The organism is Hungatella hathewayi WAL-18680, from assembly GCF_000235505.1.
In the GTDB taxonomy this organism is placed as follows: Bacteria; Bacillota; Clostridia; order Lachnospirales; family Lachnospiraceae; genus Hungatella_A; species Hungatella_A hathewayi_A.
The window spans coordinates 2,100,920-2,120,507 of record NZ_JH379027.1 but is presented as its reverse complement, the minus strand read 5'-3'; the positions used below and the strand labels follow the sequence as shown (position 1 = coordinate 2,120,507).

Sequence of the window (19,588 nt, the reverse complement as noted above, 5' to 3'; positions counted from 1 at the left end):
TCTATCTTATCATACATGACATAAGCCAGATTATAACATAACTTCCCATAATTTGACAATGTCTTTTCCGTCTCTGTCTAAAACCGGCCACCGTATTCCTCAGCGCCTCTTCTCCTCCAATATCTCAACAATCGTCTTCTCCGTCCCCACCATTCCCGGAGATGCGATTCTTCCCATATGTTCCATGGTCTTCTCCGGCGTGTCCCCGTTGATTCCGTGGACGTTGGAAATGAAAATGCCGTTCATGGCCAGTTCTACGGACTCATAGGCCGCGTCCACCGCCACGATCCCCTTCATGGTGCATCCCTGGTTCCCGCCGTCGCATATCATGCCGGTAATGCTGCTGGCCATGTTGCTGATGGTCTTCTCCATCATTTCCACGGAACCGCCGCGCAAAAGCACCAGACCGCAGGCCATTCCAGTTCCGGCGGCAATGGCGCAGCCGCAGAAGGCGGACAGCTTGCCGGAGTATTCCTTGATATACATGCACACCAGATAACTCAGGGCCGTGGCGCGCAGCAGGGCTTCTTTTGAATATCCATTCACCATACAGGCGCCGTACAGCGGCATGGTGGCGATAATCCCGTGGGCGCCGGAGCCGGTGATACTCATAGCCGGCTTGGAGAGCCCCAGCACCCTCGCCTCGATGGCGCCGTTGCAGAGCAGGGAGGCCGTCAGCCGCTCATCCTCAGAAATGATCTTACCACCATTCTTCCTGAACAGATACGGCCCGTAAGTTGTCTTAGAACTGTGGAGTCCCTCCTCCAGCAATTCCCGGTTCATGTCAAACGCCTTGTCGATAAATGCAATCTCCTCCACCGGCACCTCACGCACATAGTCGTAGAGCTGTCTCAAGGTATAGCGGTGAATCAGACATACCTCATCCGCCTTGTCAGCCGGGCGGCCAGATTCGCCCTCTGCACTCTGCTCCGCTTCAGTCTTTGCACACTGCCCGGATTCGTATTCTGCGCTCTGCTCCGATTCGCCCTCTGCGCTCCGCCCGGACTTGCCCTCTGCATCCTGCTCCGCTTCCTTCGAGTATACCACTTCCCCATTCTCCGTAATCTCCACCACATTCATATGGGAATCCCGGATGGTAACCGTGGCCTCCGAACCGCCTCCCGCCACCTTGACCTCGATAAAAATCCGGCTGCTTATCTCACTCATATCCACGCTGACACGCCCGCTCTCCACCATTTCCCGGGCCTTTCGCTCCTCCTCCGGCGTGATTCCCTCCAGACATTCCAGCCCCTTCCTGGCATCCGCCGCCACCGCGCCCAGCGCCGCCGCATGATAATTCCCCACCTCATCGCTCCCAGGGATACCGCAGGTGAACGCATTTTTAAACATCCCGCTGTTCAACCGCAGATACACATGCTCCACCTCTCCCCCAAGATGCTCCCTGGCCGTCGCTGCCGCAAATGCAATCGCCCCCGGCTCCGTCACCCCCAGCGCCGGCTTCATATCCTCTCTGATTAACCTTGTCAATTCATGCATTTCTTACTCCTTTCCAGCTCCCACTCAGCGAAATCGCTTTCCCCCATATCCCCGAATGGAAAAACGGCCCTGGCCGCTCCCGTATCCCTCGGGGGCAGCCAGAAGCCGGACCACTATCACACCAAAACTCTCACTTTATTTCCCAAGAACCGCCTGAATATCCAGCGTCACCGTTCCATCCTCACACACAAAGCATGGCACACCAAGACGCTCCGTGCCGCGGATTTCCGCATATACCTCACTGTTATCGCGCAAATCCAGATACGCCCTCAAATCCGCATGGCAGGATAAGATATCCTTAAACGTAATATCTGCTCCCACACCGCTCAGCTGATGCAGCGCCTCCAGGGTATCCGGGCAAAGATGACTTCCAATCACTGTTACTTTCATGATAAATTCCTCCTCAATGATAATCATATATTATAAAAATGTTACTCCTTCGTGGCCGCCGCCATTTCCGCGTCCGCCATTTTGGATGTATCTCCATCACAGATGGTTTTCTTTGGTGCCTTCGTCAGCCAGTCCTTCCCTTCCACCACACGTGCAATCATCATGGACGCAATGGTATCTCCGGATGCATTCAGGCAGGTAGCCGGCGGGTCAACCAGGAATCCAATGGTGGCAATCAGTGGAAATGCCTCCCCTGGGAATCCAAACAGGCTGACAATCAGCATTTCCCCAACCAGACCGCCGCCCGGCGCTCCCGACAGAACAAAGGCGCTCAAGATGGCAACCACAATGGACATGGCATAGGTGCCAACCCCGGTATAAGGAATATGAAAAACTCCAAACAGAAACGCAATTTTCGTGATAGCCGACAATACCGAGCCATCCATATGCATGGTTGCTCCCATCGGCAATACAATATTGCTGATATCTTCCGGCACTCCAATCTCCCGGCAGGCCTCCATATTGACTGGAATAGTCGCCACGGAGCTCTGCGTTGCAAATGCCGTGATAGCCGGATTGAAAATGCTCTTCAACATCTTCTTCACGCCCAGCTTGCCTCCCGCGAAGTAGGCATAGGCCGGGAAGAAAATACCCGCGTACACCAGACACATAGGATAATACACCAGCATGGTCCGTCCGTAATCCCCAATCAGCTGAGGACCAAACTCTCCAACCAGGTTGGCAAAGTAAGCGCCAAGACCGATAGGAGCCAGCTTCATAATCATATCAACCAGTTTCATGATAATCTTATTCAGGTTGCAGAGCAGCTGTCCCACCGGACTCTCCTCGCCGCCACAGGCCGACACGGCAATTCCTGACATGATTGCAAACACAATCAATGGCAGCATGTTCTTCCGGCTCATAAGCCCGCTGAAATCATCAACCGTCAGCGTATTGACAATCATAGAACTGATGCTGGCCGTTTCCTCCATCTCCCCACTTCCCATGGTGATGGTGGTATTGGCTGCCGGCGGCCAGATATTCACTACCACCAGTACCAAAACCGCTGCAAACAGTCCCGTCACAATAAAGGTAACTACCAGGCTTCCCAGAATCTTGCCCAGACGCTTCATATTCAGCATACTGCCCACCGCGTTGGTGATAGAGATAAACACCATCGGCACCACAATGGTAAACATCAGGTTGATAAAAATGTCACCAAGCGGCGCCAGCACCGTGGCTTTTTCCCCGAAAACCAGACCAATGATTGCTCCAATCACGATACCCGCCAGCAGAATCAGCGGAAACCGGTAACTCTCCCATACTTTCTTCTTATTCATACGTTCCTCCTCCATGTAACCTGATTTTTAAATTCCCCTGTTTCTTCCCCTCATTTTCTGAAAATCCTGCCGCTCCTTACAGTGCATCCACCGCATCCTTCAACTGCTTTAAGGCTTTCTCCAGCGTCGCTCTCGGACAGGCGGCGTTCAGTCTCATGAAGCCGGACAGACTCCGTCCAAAGGTGTATCCCTCATTCAATCCGATTTTCGCCTTCTCAATCATAAAGCGGCGCAGCTCCTCATTGTCCATGCCAAGCTCCCGGCAGTCCAGCCATACCAGATAGGTGGCGTCCGGCAGGTTCGGTTTGATTTTCGGAATATTGGTCTCGCAGTAGGATTTGATAAAATCAAAGTTCCCGGATATGTATTCCAGCACCTGCTCCAGCCACTCTTCCCCTTCCCGGTAGGCCGCTTCCATGGCCACGGAACTGAACGCGTTGTTTCTGTGAATGTCCATGTTGGCCCAGAATTTATCAAAAGCCTGCTTCAACTCCTGATTCGGGAAAATCGTGGTGGACGCCTGAAGTCCCGCCAGGTTAAAGGTCTTGGTCAGGGACACGCAGGTGATAATGCTCTCCCCAATCTCCTTTGACAATGTGGCCGTTGGCGTGTGCTTCTTCCCGTGGAAAATCAAATCCGAGTGAATCTCATCCGATACCAGCAGCACGTTGTTGGCCATGCAGATGTCCGCCATCCGTTTCAAATCCTCCGGATTCCAGACAATGCCAAGTGGGTTGTGAGGATTGCACAGCAGGAAGATTTTACACTCCTTGGCCTTCGCCTCAAAATCCTCAAAATCAATGGCCCACGTACCGTCACGCTCCACCAGGCGGTTTTCCACCACCTCCCGATTCCAGGCTTCGGTGATATCATAAAACTCGGAATATACGGGCGTCTGAATCAGGATTTTGTCTCCCTCCTCACTGAATATCTTAATCATGGCCGACATAGCCGGCACAACGCCGAGACTCCAGCTCATCAGAGCCGTATCCACATCCCAGTTGTTTCTCTTCTTCTCCCACTGCTGCACCGCCTCGAAGTAGCTGGCAGGTCTGGAAGTGTAGCCCCAGATGCCCTCCTCCGCTTTCTTTTTACATGCGTCAATAATTGGCTGGGCCGTGCGGAAATCCATATCCGCCACCCACAGCGGAATCACATCCGCGGTTCCGAATTTTTTAACTCTCTCATCATACTTGGAGGAGCGATTGGCGCTGCGGTCAATCACCTCATCAAAATTATACTTCATCTACTTCCCTTCCTTTCTCCACAAAACAGCTGTTGTGGCTCATACTGATATAATAAGCAAGTTCCGTGCCTAACTTTTTTTGAAATGTCCGGTTTTTTTATTTTTATTTGATTTTCCGGCGTTTTCTCTGGATATTTTTCAGAGATACTATCGCCGGGGCCGGAGGCATCGGATCGTAAAAAACCATTATAACCAATAATCGCCTGGAAAATCAACCAATTATTCTGACCATTTATTTCCAATTGACCATTTATTTTTAACCAATTACGTGTAAAAAGCCAAAAAGCGGTGCCAACACTTCCGTCGGCGCCGCTCTGCCCTATCAGTTTTCAAACCATTTTTCCCGGTTCTGTGTCCTGTTGACTCTTTTATTCGTCCTGCCTGTGTTCCCGTGACTTCTCATATTCCAGCCAGCAGGCCCTGCCTCTGCCTGTAATCCTGCTGCCGCCCCGGCCCCGGCTGCTCACCGCCAGGCCCTGCTCCGACAGCTCTCTCAAGATATCCCGGACCTGCTTCTGGGATGCGGGAAGATACCGCTCCCTTGCGCATTGCAGAATCTTCTCCCGGCCAACAAATCGTCCCTGCTCCGAAGCCAGAAACAACTGTTCCAGCACCAGCCAGTGCAGAGACAGATCGGACGGCTCTGACACTTCCGGAGCCGCCTCACATCCGCTCTGCCGAATCTCTGCCCTCTCCTGCTCTTCTGCCCGCTCCCGGCTTCCCGCCAGCGCCGGCCTTCCGCCACCTCTCACCCGCGACATGGTAGGCGGCAAATCTTCCAGTTCCACCACCTGTTTCCCCGTATAGTTAAAATACTCCGCCGCATTATGTAATTCCCGGATATTCCCCGGCCACGGATACCGGCGGAGAAACTCCTCCGTCTTCCCCGACAGCTCAAAGGCCCCGTTCAATTCCTTCTTAAAATGCTCCAGCAGCAGAAAAATGTCATCCCCACGCTCCCGCAGCGGTGGTATCACCACCGTCAGCGCGTTGAGCCGGTAATACAAATCCCGGCGGAAGCTGCCGTCCTCCACCTTCTCCTCCAGAGATTCATTGGTGGCCGCCACAATCCGCACGTCCACCCGGACAATGCTGCTGCCGCCCACCCGCATGACCTCCCGCTCCTGAAGCACCCGGAGAAGTTTCACCTGCATGGACAGACTCATCCCCTCCACCTCGTCCAGAAGCAGCGTCCCACCGTGGGCAAACTCAAACAGTCCCGGCCTTCCGCCCTTCTTCGCTCCGGTAAATGCCCCTTCCTCATATCCAAACAGCTCGCTCTCCAGCAGATTCTCCGGCATGGCCGCCACATTGATGGCGATAAACGGACCTTCCGCCCGGCGGGATGCCTGGTGGACCGCATGGGCCATCAGCTCCTTGCCGGTCCCCGTCTCCCCCACAATCAGCACCGGGCTCTCCGTGGCCGCCATCCGCCCCAGAATCTCCTTCGTGCGGCAGATCGCCTCCGAGCTTCCAATCACATCATCAAACGTATACTTGGCGTAGTGCCCCTTCTGCAGCAGCTGGCTCCGCAGCTCATTCTGCCTGGATTCCAGCTCATTGAACCGCTGCAGCGTGGCAAAAGCGCCGATGCACTCCTCTTTTCGAAGCACCGGCATTACCCCGATGGAAATGTCGGTTCCAAACAGCTTCACCACCCTGGCCGCCACTTTCTTCCTGTCCTTCATGGCCGAATAAAAGGGGATAAACGGAAACACATCCTCCCCCTTTCTCCCGATGACAAACTGCTCCGACACCCGCGCAATCTTGCACGCCTTCTTGTTGCAGGCAAACACTTCCCCGGTAGCATTGACCCCCACCAGCCCCTCATCCAGAATCTCCATCAGAATGTGAAACTGGCTCTCCAGGTTCTTCGACCTGGCAAACATCTGCTCAAAGCTGTAATTCCTGGTAGCAATGGACTGGAAATACTTCTGAAACGGCTCCGTCTCCAACAGATGCTCCAGCCCCAGCCGCAGCGCAATCTCAATCATCATCCCCGACGTGCAGGCCCGCTGTCCCAAATCCATCACCTTGCTCACCGACTCCGGCACGTACCGCTTCTCCCCCGGTGTCACCGCCAGCTCCACCGGTTCCGTCAGCACGGCCCCCGGATAGAAGGGGATAAACTGGATATGATTCACCCCCAGGGCCGCCAGCTGGGAGATGGCCTCCCTCGCCATGGCCTGGGTCATATTGACAAACAGGGCCTTCGTTCCCTTTGGCACCTTCCAGAGTTCCTCCAGACTGGTGACACGGAAGGAAACCTCGATGGACATCACCTCGCAGTCGATGGGCACGTGGCGGGCCACCTCCTCCGGCGAGCCGTAGGCGTCCGTGGAAATCACAAACAAATCCGCCCTGGGCAGCTTTCCGGCAGCCGAGCCATCCCGCACACTGTACCCAAGCACGTCCGCATAGCCGCCGAACAAACTCTGCACCTCTCTCTGATAGGAAGCGCCAGCCAGAGGGTCCAGCGCCACCACCGCAATCGTCTTTCTCATGGAATGTCCATCCTCCCATACTTCTTTCGTACTCCGCCGCCTGTTTCTTCCCGCCAAATCTACTGCTCAAATCGCCAGACACTTATCCGTCAGAAACCAACCTGTCACGGCATTTCATCCTCACCTGGAAAAATACGCGTCAAACACCGCTCTCGCCACAGGCGCCGCCGCCTTGCCGCCGGAGCCGCCTTCCTCCACGATAACGCTGACCACCAGCTTCGGGTCCTCCGCCGGTGCGAAGCCCAGGAACCATCCATGGGTCTCCTTCTTGGCGTCAAACTCCGCCGAGCCGGTCTTTCCCGCCACCGTATAGGCATCCGTCCTCACCGCCGAACCGGTTCCCACCGTCACCACCTCCCGCATCATATCGGAAAGAATGGCGGATTCCTGGGCCGTCATCAGCTGGCCGTAGGCCGCCGGCATAAATTTCTTAATCGTCTCGCCGCCCACATTTTCCACATGGTCCAGAAAATAGGGCTTCATCAGCGTGCCGCCGTTGGCGATGGAGGACGCCAGCATGGCCCCCAGCATCGGCGTCATCTGCGTCACCCCCTGCCCGATGGAGGTCTGAAGAATCTCCCAGGTGTCCGCCCCCGCCTCCATGGAGTAACTGCTCTTGTTGTAGGCAATCGCCAGCGGCAAATCCTGATTAAACAGCAAATCCTCCGCCGTCCCCTTCAGCCGGTTCAAATCCAGCTGAAGTCCCAGATTGGCAAAGGCCCCATTACAGGAGTTGGCAAAAGCCAGCTTTAAATCCTGATGCCCGTGGGCCGTCTCATGATAACACTTAATCGTATACTCTCCCTGCCGGTAATAACCGTCGCAGTCAAATTCATAATTCATATAGTCGTCCGGATGCTCCCTGATATATTCCAGGGCCGTCACCAGCTTGAAGGTGGAACCCGGAGGATATAATCCCTGGGTGGCCCGGTTCACCAGCTGGGCGTCCGCATTTCCATCCGCCGTCAATGCATCCCAGTCCTCAATCAGCGTGTTGGGATTGTACTCCGGCCGTGAGATCATGGCCAGCACCTTTCCCGTGTCCGGCTCCATCACCACCACGGCTCCCCGCCTGCCGCCCAAAGCGTCGGATGCTGCCTGCTGAAGGCCCACATCCAGCGTGGTCACCACATAATCGCCCAGATTCTTCTCCCCGGACAGTTCATTGACCACCTGCTCCACCAGATTCACATGGGAGGTCAGCAGATAAAAATTGCTCAGCGCCTCAATCCCGGTCTTCCCCTTGGTGGAATATCCCACCACATGGGCAAACAGCGGACCGTAGGGGTAGTTTCTCGTCTCATTGCCGTCCGAATCCACCAGCGTCTCCGCCAGCACCGTGCCGTCATTGCTGAGAATCCTCCCCCGCACCACCCGGTTGGCGAAGCTGTCCAGTCTGGCGTTGTAGGTGTTGTTAATCACATCTTCACTCTCCACCTGAAGAAAATATCCAAAATAAACCACCATGCACAGAAACACACCCGCCACCAGATACGTCAGTTTCAGGATATTTTTGTTGGCTTTCTGCGCCGGACTGTCCGCTTTCGGACGTTTCCGCAAGTTCCATTTCATCATGCATCTTCCTCTTCTTCATTCCGTTTCAGGATAAACAGCCCCTGGATGACCCCAAAGATGACAAAGGTCGCAAAAATCGAGCTGCCGCCGTAGCTGACAAAAGGCAGTGTCACCCCCGTGGACGGGATAAACTTGGTGACGCCGCCCACTGTCAGAATCACCTGTACCACATAAACCACTCCCAGCCCAAAGGCCAGCAGCTTGAAAAATGACGCTTGCATCCGGCTGGCAATCATCATAAACTGCAAAAAGCAGCCCAGACAGATTAACAGCACGCACAGCGCAAAGATACCGCCCATCTCCTCAGAGATAGCAGCAAACACAAAGTCCTTCTCCACCACAGGAATCTTCCGCGGCATTCCCTGATACAGCCCCATGCCAAACCAGCCGCCGGTTCCGATGGCAAACAGGGACTGGGTAATCTGGTACCCCTTGTTGTCAATGTCCGCCCACGGATTCTGCCAGGCCGCCACCCGGACCCGCACGTGGGAGAACAGCTGATACGCCAGCACGGAAGCCGCACAGCCCCCCGCCGCCCCCGCTCCCAGGTAAAACCAGTTGGAGGTAGCCACAAACAGCATAAACAGATACGTGATAAAAAATATCAGCGCGCTTCCCAAGTCCTTGGAAAGGACCAGAATCAGCACATGAAGGGCCGCCACCGCCGTCGTCACCAGCACCGTCTTAAACCCGGTGGAACGGTAAAACATGGTCGCCACAAAAAACACAAACGTAATCTTCACAAACTCCGATGGCTGGAAGGAAATGCCGCCGATGCTCAGCGACAGCTGGGCCCCGTAGCTGCTGTTGCCTGCCACGCACACCACCGCCAGCAGTAACAGCCCCAGTATCCCGTAAACCCAGGGAATTTTGCTCAGCTGCCACACCCGGTCAATGATAAAGGGTATCACCCAGGTGACAAGGGCCGCCACCACCACAATCACAAACTGGCGCACCGCCCTGTCAAAATTAAGTCTCGTCAGAATGATAAAACCGACGCTCAGCAGCATACACATGTTATTCAAAAGCAGTCTCGATATATTCCGGTAAAACAGCCGTGACAGGTAGATATAGCACAGGAAAAACACCACCTGGGCACAGTAGAACACCAGCATTTTCATATCTTCCGTCATCAGATAGATAATCACATAGGCCAGCAGATGGTTGAAAAACATCACCACGTTCTGCCTGCCGCAGATGCGCCTCTTCTTCTCCTCATTCACGCCGAAAAAACGGAAATTCAGGTACGTATAGACTGCCATCAGCAGTATCATCAAATATTTTGATACGTCCACAATCAGATTAATCAATTTATCACCTACTCCACGCCACGTTTCATATGTCCTCTGGTAAATTCCCCGATGGGTGATTCCACGGTCTTTCCATGCAGGAAGGAATCCGCGTATGCATTCACAATCCGCCCGGTCAGCTCCGGCGTCTCCGTGGTAAACTGGAGCCGGATGGAACCTGGCGCCAGTCGGCCGACCAGCGATTCCTGTCCCAGCAGGGACAGTGGGCTGATATTGTAAATCGTATTATAGCAGAATACACAGTGGTTCTGCACCGGAAGCTCCTTGCCGGTTCTGTCCTTCAGCATCAGAAGCTCCGGCTTTTTGCTGCAGCCCTCCACTGTCTTTCGGATGCACTGGGCGGATATCATCATGGGAAGATAGCCGTAGGCCACCAGTTCCCGGCCGCCGCATCCCGTCTCCTCCAGTTCCCGGCTGTTGAGTTCCAGCGGAAGGGTGAGCCGGGCCGCACCCTGCTCTGTCATCAGCTCCGCCGCCAGATGGTTGAAGGTGTACAGGTTATGGTCTGCAATCCAGGCCGTATCCATCCCCTTTTCCCGCAAATATTCCACTTCCTCCAACGCCCGGACCAGCAGACCGTCAAACTCCGCCTGCCGCAGCGCCTCCAGATTCCTGTCAAAATACTGGATCGCCTCCGTGCGGAAGATGGGCGGCAGCGCAAGCACGCACCGCTTTCCCGCCTCGTGACAGCGCTTCACCGTGTCTTTCCAATTTTCCGGTGGAAATGTATCCGACTCCACCATGATTTCCGTCACATCCGGATTGGACAGCACGACATTCAAAGCTTTTGGATTCCCTAACAGTACATGGAGTTCCATATGCTCAATTCTCACGGTTTTTTCAGATATTCCGGCTGCTCCGGATGCTTTCATATCGGCCACAATCCCTTGACTGCTGCCGCCATCATGCCTTGCCATTCTGCCACTCTGACTGCCGCCATCATGCCCTGCCATTCTGCCACTCTGACTGCAGTCATCATGCCCTGTCATCCTGTCACTCTGGTTGCCGCCACCGGGTTCAGCCACGATGATATCCTCATCTCTGTCAGCAGACTCTGCCACAGCCACATCCTGTCTGCCGCCAACTCTCCGATACTTCTTCAGTATCTCTTCCTCCAGCCGCTCCATCCCGCTTCTTCTCAGTTCATTGAGCGCCTGAACCGGGAGGAACCCGGTGCCTTCCACCGTCACATCCAGCTTCTCAAACACAAAGGGAGTATTCCCCGTCTTCCTCATCTGCTTTTCCAGCTTCTCCGCCGTGATAGGCTGATTCATCGCCCTCTGCACCACGCTGCCCTCCACGGAAACTTCCGTCTCCCCAAGGCTGAGCGTCATCCGCACCGGCTCTCCTTCTCTCATCACCACACTGCCGCTGATGGCCTCCTGCTGCTTTTTCAGCACATAGGTCTCATCCAGATACCGGAACAGTTCCTCATTTCCCTGGCGGAACGCCGGCTTCTCCTTCTTTGCCACCATATCCGCCCCATTGTGCTGGGTATAATATCCTTCCGTAAATCCGCCCCTGTCAAACAATTCCAGCAGCGCCTTCCGGTCCGCTTCCTCCACCCGGTAGGCCTTCCGCCCCCGCTCCAGATACCGGTCCACATACTTCCGGTAAATGCTGACCACACCGGCCGTATACCTTGGGCTCTTCATCCGCCCCTCGATCTTCATGGAAAAAACACCGGCCTCTATCATATCCGGAATGATATCCAATGTACACAAATCCTTCAGACTCAGCACATACTTCTCATTTCCCTTGTTGAGCACCTGCCCGTCCCGCTTCACATCGTAGGGCAGACGGCATGGCTGGGCACACCGTCCCCGGTTGCCGCTGCGGCCGCCCACCAGACTGCTGAACAGACACTGCCCCGAATAGCAGTAGCACAGCGCCCCGTGGACAAAGCTCTCAATCTCCACATCCACCGTCTCATGGATATGGCGTATCTCCTCCAGTGACAGTTCTCTCGCCGTCACAATTCTCGACGCCCCCAGTTCCTTCAGCGCCTTCGCCCCGTAAGCCCCGGTTATAGTCATCTGTGTGCTGGCATGGATGGGCAGTCCCGGAAAATGCTTCCGCACATAGGCAAACACGCCCAAATCCTGCACAATCACAGCATCCAGTCCCCGCTCATAGTAGGGCCGCAGATAATCATCCAGCCCCTCCAGTTCCCCTTCCTTCACCAGGGTATTCACCGTCATATAAAGATGGCAGCCATGCAGATGCGCATAATCAATGGCTTCCAGCATCCTGTCCTCATTCAGATTGTCCGCATAAGCCCTGGCTCCAAACCGGCTTCCGCCGATGTAAACCGCATCCGCTCCCGCCGCGATGGCCGCCGTCATACTCTCAAAAGACCCGGCCGGCGCCAGAATTTCCACCTGTTGTCGTCTCATAACCTCTCTCCATTCCACCGCATGCCACGGTCCCTGTCTGTCTCTCCATCCCGGTTTTCCTTCGGCCTGTAAGGTAAGAAAGGATGTCCCAATATTCCTATGAGACACCCCCCGGTATGTAATCCTCTATTTTTTCTGGCTGCCGCTGTTTCCACCGGCCGCTCCCGCATGCTCGCTGGCCGCCTTCATGGCCCGCAGCTTCTGATTCTCTTCCTTCAGCCGCTTTAACTCCTGCTCGTTTTTCGCCGGCCGTTTCTGAAGTTCTTCCAGCTCCTTTAACACCGCCTCCAGCTTCATCTGGGTGGTGACAAGCTCATGCTTCAGGCTGTAAGTCTCCTTCTCCATATCTTCCTTCTGCTGCCTGGCTTCCAGAGACTCGTCCAACATTTTAAAATAATCGTCAGCAATATTTAACTCCACCATCACCGCCTGGTAATCCTGGCTCTGCTTTGTAAATCCGGACTGCTTCTTGAGCTGCGCCGTCTTATCGTTGATGTAGCTGGCCACTCTCTGAAGATAACGCTCATCCTCCGAGCCGCCCAGTGTGTAAATCTTGCCATCTATCAATACTTCCGCGTAATTCTTTGCATCCATTATCAGAATCTCCCCGCCTTATACTCTCATTTATTCTTCTCTTTTGCAGTTAATCTCCTGCTAAATGCAAGTATATCATAAAAGCCCGGATTAATCATTAATTTTTCTTTTGTATTTTATAAAGAAAGCCCCAGATGGTGATATGCATACTCCGTAGCCACCCTTCCTCTGGGCGTCCGGTTAATCAGTCCGTTCATCAGAAGGTAGGGCTCGTACACCTCCTCCAGCGTCCCGGCGTCCTCTCCCAGCGCCGCCGCCAGGGTATCCAGCCCTACCGGTCCCCCGGAGAACTTCTGAATCATGGTCAGCAGAATGCTTCTGTCATTATTGTCCAGTCCCAGCCGGTCCACATCCAGCACATCCAGCGCGAAATCCGCCACCTCTTTCGTGATCACTCCCTGGTACTTCACCTGGGCGAAATCCCGGACTCTCTTTAACAGCCGGTTCGCCAGTCTCGGCGTCCCTCTGGAGCGCCTGGCGATCTCCATGGCTCCCTCATCCTCAATCTCCACCTCCAGCACCTGGGCCGAGCGGAGCACAATCACCTTCAACTCCTCCGGCGTGTAGAATTCCAGCTTCTGCACCACCCCGAACCGGTCCCGCAGCGGCGCCGTCAAAAGCCCCGCCCTGGTGGTCGCTCCCACCAGCGTAAACTTGGGTAAATCCAGCCGGATGGAGCGGGCCGACGACTCCTTCCCCAGCATGATATCGATGGCAAAGTCCTCCATAGCCGGGTACAGCACTTCCTCCACCTGCCGGTTCAGCCGGTGAATCTCGTCCACAAACAGAACATCCCCCTCCTGGAGGTTGTTGAGAATGGCCGCCATCTCCCCCGGCTTTTCAATAGCCGGACCGGAGGTTATCTTCATATTTACCCCCATCTCATGGGCGATAATCCCGGACAATGTGGTCTTTCCCAGTCCCGGAGGGCCGTAAAACAGCACGTGGTCCAGACTGTCCCCACGGCTCTTGGCCGCCTCAATATATACCTTCAACATGGACTTCAACTTCTCCTGCCCGATATAAGTCTCCAGAGACTGGGGCCGGAGAGTCACTTCCACATTCTTCTCTTCTTCTGTCACATCCATCGTGATGATTCGTCTATCCATATTCCGTCAGCTCCTAAAATGCCAGATGCTTGAGCGCCGCTTTCAGCACATCTTCCGGCGTCATCTCATCCGTAACCGCAACCTGTCTCACTGCCTTTGACGCCTCCATGTTGGAGTACCCCAGAGCCGCCAGCGCACTGATGGCCTCCATGGCCGCACTGCCCGCCATACCGGCGCCACCGGCATTTCCGGACGACGCGCCCGCGTCTCCTCCTGGCAGCATATCCTCCAGGTTCACCTTGTCCTTCAAATCCAGAATCACCCGCTGGGCCGTCTTGGCCCCCACTCCGGGCGCTCTCGATATGGCCTTGGCGTCCCCCGAGAGAATGGCCAGCCGCAAATCATCCGGCCGCAGGGTCGACAAAATCCCCAATGCCGCCTTGGGCCCGATACCATTGACCCCAATCAGCTGCCGGAACATGGAAAGGTCCTGACGGTTCAAAAATCCGTACAGGCTCATGGCGTCCTCCCGCACCTGAAAATAGGTGTAAATCCGCACCTCCGTGCCAATCCTCGGAAGCTCCTCCAGCACTGACAGCGGCACATGAATATTGTACCCGATTCCTCCTGCTTCTACCACAACCACGTCTTCCTCTATCTCAACAAGAGGTCCTCTCACATACGATATCATCCTGCATTTACTCCCGTCTTTCTCTCTCTTTCGTATTCCAAACGGACTCTGTCCATACTTGCTACAATCATAGCATACACCCTCTGCCTTTGCAAGCGTATCATCGAACAAATATTCTGTTTTTCTCTCCCTTTCCATTGACTGGGCCGCCTCCTTCTTATATAATAAGGCTATGAAAAAAAGGAGTTAACTACCTATGATTACCGTAAAAAATACCATAGATTTACCGGACACCTATCCCCTGGAGCGGCTGGGCGCACTGACGGAACTTTTGTTTTTTGATATTGAGACCACCGGTTTTTCCGGCGACTATTCCAATCTCTATCTGATTGGCTGCACCTATTACAGTCAGGGCTCCTGGCGCCTGATTCAGTGGTTTGCCGACACGGCGGACGCGGAGGCGGATGTGCTGGCCGCCTTCTTTGAGTTTCTCGACGGCTACCGGGTGCTGGTGCATTTCAACGGGGATGGGTTTGATATTCCCTACCTGTTAAAACGCTGCCGGGCCTACGGTCTGCCCTACGACTTCTCCGGCATCAAAAGCATTGACATTTACAAGAAGATCAAGCCCTACCGGAATCTGCTAAATCTGGAGAATTTAAAACAGAAGTCTATCGAGCGTTTTCTCGGCATTTACCGGGAGGACCAGTATTCCGGCGGCCAGCTGATAGAAGTGTATTACGACTATTTAAGGACCCACGAACAGGTTCTCTATGATATGCTGATGTTACATAATGCGGAGGATTTGCAGGGAATGCCTCTGATACTGCCCATCCTCAATTACCCGGACTTTCTGGAATCCGACATCCGTTTGACGGGGCAGGTTCTAGGGCAGCAGAAGGACATTTTCGGCACGCCTTATCCGGTTCTCATTGTCACCGGCGAGAGCGACTGCCTCCTTCCCGTCCCCATTTCCCAGGAAAATGGTCTGGTGCGCGTTGAGGCGGAGGGACAGGCCCTCCGATTCACCATCGAGTTGTACGACGGGGAGCTTAAGTACTTTTATCCCGACTACAAGAATTACTATTATCTTCCCTTCGAGGACACCGCCATTCACAAAAGTGTGGGGGAATATGTGGACAAGGACGCCCGTATGAAGGCCACGGCCAAGACCTGCTATACCAGAAAGCAGGGGCTGTTTCTCCCCCAGTACGAGCCCGTGTGGGAGCCGGCCTTCCGGCGGGAATACAAGGACAAAATCTCCTATACGGAATACCGGGAGGAACTCTTTGCAGAGCCCTCCCGGTTCCAGACTTATCTTCGTCAGTTACTCACCCATCTCTTCTGATGGCGTTACATTCTTATGACCTTTAATCAATCACATTTCGAATCTTAGCAGGGTTGCGGTAATTCCAGGTGGAAATCCTGATACCGCTTCTCGTGCTGGCCGCATGTACCACCTGGCCGTTGCCGATATACATGGCTACATGGTTTACGGTGCCGCCGCTGTTGGTGTAGAATATCAAATCGCCTGGCCGCATCTCGCTGGACTTCACCGCTCTTCCGGCGTTGGCCTGGTCTCTCGACACACGAGGCAGGCTGATGCCGAAGTTTTTCATCACCGACTGGGTAAAGCCGGAGCAGTCCGCACCCTTCGTCAGACTGGTTCCCCCCCATACGTACCGGTTGCCCACAAACTGCAGCGCATAGTTGACAATCTTGTTCCGCAGAGACGCCTGCTGGTTGGCCTTCTCCTCCAGCGGAGAGAACTTGATGGCCTCGGCCAGAGCGTAACGCACCTCCACATTGTTATCCCTGGTGGAAATGTAGGCGGCGTCGCTGTCCTCCTCCCCTGCATCCAGCTCAATCTGCACCCAGCCATCCATCTGCTGGATAACCGAATAGCGGTCCTCCTTGGAAATCTGTGTCCAGATACTGGATTCGGTGCTTGGTTCTTTTCTGACATTGAGCCTGTCCGTATTGACAATGGCCATCAGACTGGCGGACGCCATAGCCAGCTCCCTGGCCTCGTCTCCCGTAGCCGTGTACTGGGGGTCCGTCGTCACATATCCCGTGATATTGCCGGACTTAATCTTGTACCAGCCGTCCTCCGTATCGATAATCTCACCGGCCGCGTTGCTTGGCAGCTTACCGATGATATTGGCATTACCCTCATCCTTTGGTGAACTCCGGACATTTAAGTAATTGCTAACCTTGGAAATGACGATGTTGCCATACTGGTTCACCGCCATGGCCTTCAAATCCATCTTTCTGGCCTCATTGAGGGCCAGCTTCACCTCCGCGTAATCCGCGGAAATGTATCCGCTTGGAATCTGTATCCAGCCGTCCTCCTGGCTGATAACTTCATATCTCTCATTGAGCAGGGCCTGGGCCACCACATTGCTGGGGTCGTCCGTCGTTGGCGCGCTCCTGATGTTTAGGTTGTCCGCAGTGACAATGGCGCGAAGCTTCACATACTCCAGCGCCTTCGCTCTGGCCTCGTCGCCGGAAATGACGTACTGGTTGCTGATATAGCCGTCCACTCCACCGGAATTGATGTGATACCACTCTCCCTCGCTGCCCACAATCTCGCAGGCGCTGTTCTCCTGAAGCTTGCCGATGATATCGCCCTGGGGGTCCGGCGTTCTTCTCACATTCAGATAACCGGAGACCTGGACAATGCCCAGATTCTCGTAGGAATCCACCACCGCCTGGATGGCTTCTTTCTCCGCCTGTGCCTTCGACTCTTCCTCGGCCTGCCTGGATGCTTCCATCTCCTCCGGGCTCAATGACGCGTTGGCCGGGCTCGCTTCCTGCCCAACCGCGCCCTTCGGTGTCCCGGACGATGTTTTCATCACGGCTCTTCCGATCAAAATGGCCGCCACGATCACAACCAGTGCGGCTCCCGCCACGATCAGGTATTTGATGTACTCTTTATGATCCCAATTTTTTCTGGCTCTGCTCCGCCTTTCAGGATTATCATTTTTTAAAAACATGGTTTACGCAATCTCCTGTCCTTTTTATTGCCAGCTTGCTGCCGGGCAAAAAACGTGAAAAAGAAGGGGAGCAGTCTGAGCAATAAGCATGCCAGAATCTTCTCCCCCAAACGTCGCTTATCTCGAACATTATACCATAGTCATTTCAGAAATGCGACAAAATAGACAAAATTTTTATTAAAATTCTTTTACAAAAGTGTTAATATCTTTTTTAGAGCTCGTATCCTCTGATTTTAATATAGTCCTTAATCAGTGTCACCGCCTCATCCAACTCCAGCCTGGTGGTATTAATCGGCAGATCGTAGTTGGCCATATCCTCCCAGTCTTTCCCTGTGTAATACTTGTAATAATCCCGGCGCTCCTTGCTGATACGGTTCACCCGCTTCAGGGCTTCTCTGGCGTCCACGCCGTCCACCTCCATAACCCTGCGGATACAGGTGGGAATATCGGCATAGACGAACAGCCGGACAAGCTGCTCCTTGGCCTCCGCGTCCAGCACATAGTCGGCACAGCGGCCCATGATGATACAGGGGCTCTCATCCGCTACCTTTCTGATAATCTCCGCCTGGAACCGGAACAGGTTCTCCGGGGAGGTGATTCCCTCCTCCACTGACGGCTCCTGAAGACTGGATTTCAAACCTCCGATTGCCCGGTAAATCAGATTGTTCCCCGCCTTCTCATCGTTCAGACGGAAAAACTGCTCTCCCACCGCGCTCTCCTCGGACGCCATCTTGAGAATCTCCTGGTCATAGAACGGAATCCCCAGTTCTTCAGATAATTTCTTCCCGATAATACGCCCCCCGCTGCCATACTGTCTGTCAATCGTAATTACAAATCCTCTCTCATTCATCTGCCATTCCCCTCCTGTGTTTGTTTCGATTACTTCTATATGGAATTGTGTGTTATCTCCTATCTATATTCTACCACAACACGGGGAGTTTTGGTACTCTAATTCCAAATCATATCCCTGGTAATCTCTCCGATTGTGTGGGCGCCACACATGGCCATGGTATCGGCGAGTTCGTCGGACAGCTTCTTGATATAGGCCGCCACGCCCTCCGCGCCGCCGCCATAGACAGCAGTCACAAACGGTCTTGCAATCAGCACGCCGTCCGCTCCCATGGCCAGGGCCTTGAACACATCGACGCCGGAGCGGATACCGCCGTCCACCAGAACCGTCATCTCCTGGCCGACTGCCTCCACGATGGCGGGAAGCACTTCCGCGGTGGATGGACACTGGTCCAGAACACGGCCGCCGTGGTTGGATACCACGATGGCTTTGGCGCCGGCCTCTTTTGCCTTCAGAGCGCCCTTCACCGTCATGATTCCTTTTAGTATCAGCGGAGCGCCGGCCAGCTTCACGATCTCTTTCATTTCCTCCACGGACTTTCCTCCGGCAGGAGGTGTCATGTTCTTTAAAAATGGCAGGCCCGCCGCGTCAATATCCATAGCCACCGCAAAGGCTCCGGACTCCCGCACAAGGGCCATCTTTTCCTCGATAGTCTCTATGTTCCACGGCTTCACCGTCGGCACGCCGACGCCGCCCTGCTTTGCCACGGCCTTCGTGGCCTCCACCATAATCTGGGCGTTCAGCCCGTCCCCGGTAAATGCCGCAATCCCCGCAGCCGCACAGGCGGACACCAGGATATCGTTGTACTCTTCCTCCGTGTATACTTCACTGTAATGCGTCTTGATGGCGCCAACCGGACCTGCAAAAAATGGAGCCGCAAACCGTCTGCCAAACAGCTCCACGGAGGTGTCTATCGGCTGGTTCTCGCAGATGGTGTCCATATTTACCCGAATCTCCTGCCATTTCTGGAAATTGCGGATAGCCGTATCCCCCACTCCCTTGGCTCCCGGCCCGGGAATCGTATTCCGGCATGCCATTCCGTTACACACCGTGCAGCCCTTGCAGTACGGCCCCAGATTCTTTCTTGCCTGTTCCAAAACTTCCTTATATTCCATACCTGTTCTCCCATCTTTTTACTATGTATTTTAACTCTAGGACTATTGTAGCCGACTTGTCCGGAAATCGCAATATATAGATGATAAAAAGAAAG

General features: G+C 54.3%; 16 protein-coding genes. 1 reads left to right on the top strand and 15 read right to left on the bottom strand.

Annotated features, from left to right (window positions below; translation table 11 throughout):
- Positions 1–99: 99 nt before the first annotated feature.
- From HMPREF9473_RS09440 to ruvA, 12 genes are all read right to left on the bottom strand, one after another.
- Positions 100–1,497 (bottom strand): serine dehydratase subunit alpha family protein, encoded by a 1,398-nt coding sequence (locus HMPREF9473_RS09440; RefSeq protein ID WP_006779868.1) that lies wholly within the window; start codon positions 1,495–1,497, stop codon positions 100–102.
- 135 nt (positions 1,498–1,632) lie between these two features.
- A complete protein-coding gene (locus tag HMPREF9473_RS09435; protein WP_006779867.1) occupies positions 1,633–1,887 on the bottom strand; it encodes a hypothetical protein in 255 nt (84 codons plus the stop codon).
- A 41-nt stretch (positions 1,888–1,928) separates the two neighbouring features.
- Positions 1,929–3,227, bottom strand: coding sequence for a dicarboxylate/amino acid:cation symporter (locus tag HMPREF9473_RS09430; protein WP_006779866.1), 1,299 nt, complete (start codon positions 3,225–3,227; stop codon positions 1,929–1,931).
- Between the two features lie 76 nt (positions 3,228–3,303).
- Positions 3,304–4,473, bottom strand: coding sequence for a MalY/PatB family protein (locus HMPREF9473_RS09425; protein WP_006779865.1), 1,170 nt, complete (start codon positions 4,471–4,473; stop codon positions 3,304–3,306).
- A complete protein-coding gene (locus HMPREF9473_RS27915; protein WP_207636790.1) occupies positions 4,470–4,715 on the bottom strand; it encodes a hypothetical protein in 246 nt (81 codons plus the stop codon). The genes HMPREF9473_RS09425 and HMPREF9473_RS27915 overlap by 4 nt, the downstream gene beginning before the upstream one ends.
- 126 nt (positions 4,716–4,841) lie before the next feature.
- A complete protein-coding gene (locus HMPREF9473_RS09420; RefSeq protein ID WP_006779864.1) occupies positions 4,842–6,977 on the bottom strand; it encodes a sigma-54 interaction domain-containing protein in 2,136 nt (711 codons plus the stop codon).
- Positions 6,978–7,097: 120 nt separating this feature from the next.
- Entirely contained in the window at positions 7,098–8,549 is a 1,452-nt protein-coding gene (locus tag HMPREF9473_RS09415) for a peptidoglycan D,D-transpeptidase FtsI family protein (protein ID WP_006779863.1), read from the bottom strand.
- Positions 8,549–9,862, bottom strand: a complete 1,314-nt coding sequence (locus HMPREF9473_RS09410; protein ID WP_006779862.1) for an FtsW/RodA/SpoVE family cell cycle protein — start codon at positions 9,860–9,862, stop codon at positions 8,549–8,551. The genes HMPREF9473_RS09415 and HMPREF9473_RS09410 overlap by 1 nt, the downstream gene beginning before the upstream one ends.
- Positions 9,863–9,870: 8 nt before the next feature.
- A complete protein-coding gene (locus HMPREF9473_RS09405) occupies positions 9,871–12,258 on the bottom strand; it encodes a U32 family peptidase (protein ID WP_006779861.1) in 2,388 nt (795 codons plus the stop codon).
- Between the two features lie 126 nt (positions 12,259–12,384).
- Entirely contained in the window at positions 12,385–12,852 is a 468-nt protein-coding gene (gene zapA / locus HMPREF9473_RS09400) for a cell division protein ZapA (protein ID WP_006779859.1), read from the bottom strand.
- Positions 12,853–12,968: 116 nt separating this feature from the next.
- Positions 12,969–13,961, bottom strand: coding sequence for a Holliday junction branch migration DNA helicase RuvB (gene ruvB, locus HMPREF9473_RS09395; RefSeq protein WP_006779858.1), 993 nt, complete (start codon positions 13,959–13,961; stop codon positions 12,969–12,971).
- A gap of 13 nt (positions 13,962–13,974) precedes the next feature.
- Entirely contained in the window at positions 13,975–14,592 is a 618-nt protein-coding gene (gene ruvA, locus HMPREF9473_RS09390) for a Holliday junction branch migration protein RuvA (RefSeq protein ID WP_034859071.1), read from the bottom strand.
- Positions 14,593–14,788: 196 nt separating this feature from the next.
- Here ruvA and HMPREF9473_RS09385 point away from each other — a divergent pair, with 196 nt between their 5' ends.
- Positions 14,789–15,880 (top strand): exonuclease, encoded by a 1,092-nt coding sequence (locus tag HMPREF9473_RS09385; RefSeq protein WP_006779856.1) that lies wholly within the window; start codon positions 14,789–14,791, stop codon positions 15,878–15,880.
- A gap of 22 nt (positions 15,881–15,902) precedes the next feature.
- On the opposite strand, the gene HMPREF9473_RS09380 is transcribed toward HMPREF9473_RS09385, so the two are convergent.
- The 3 genes from HMPREF9473_RS09380 to HMPREF9473_RS09370 form a co-directional block, all read right to left on the bottom strand.
- On the bottom strand, positions 15,903–17,528 hold the full coding sequence (locus tag HMPREF9473_RS09380) for an SH3 domain-containing protein (protein ID WP_006779855.1): 1,626 nt from the start codon (positions 17,526–17,528) through the stop codon (positions 15,903–15,905).
- Positions 17,529–17,739: 211 nt separating this feature from the next.
- Positions 17,740–18,378 carry an AAA family ATPase gene (locus tag HMPREF9473_RS09375; RefSeq protein ID WP_006779854.1) on the bottom strand — a complete coding sequence of 213 codons (639 nt, stop codon included), beginning with the start codon at positions 18,376–18,378 and terminating at the stop codon, positions 17,740–17,742.
- 98 nt (positions 18,379–18,476) lie between these two features.
- Positions 18,477–19,493 (bottom strand): alpha-hydroxy-acid oxidizing protein, encoded by a 1,017-nt coding sequence (locus HMPREF9473_RS09370; protein ID WP_006779853.1) that lies wholly within the window; start codon positions 19,491–19,493, stop codon positions 18,477–18,479.
- Between the last annotated feature and the right edge of the window lie 95 nt (positions 19,494–19,588).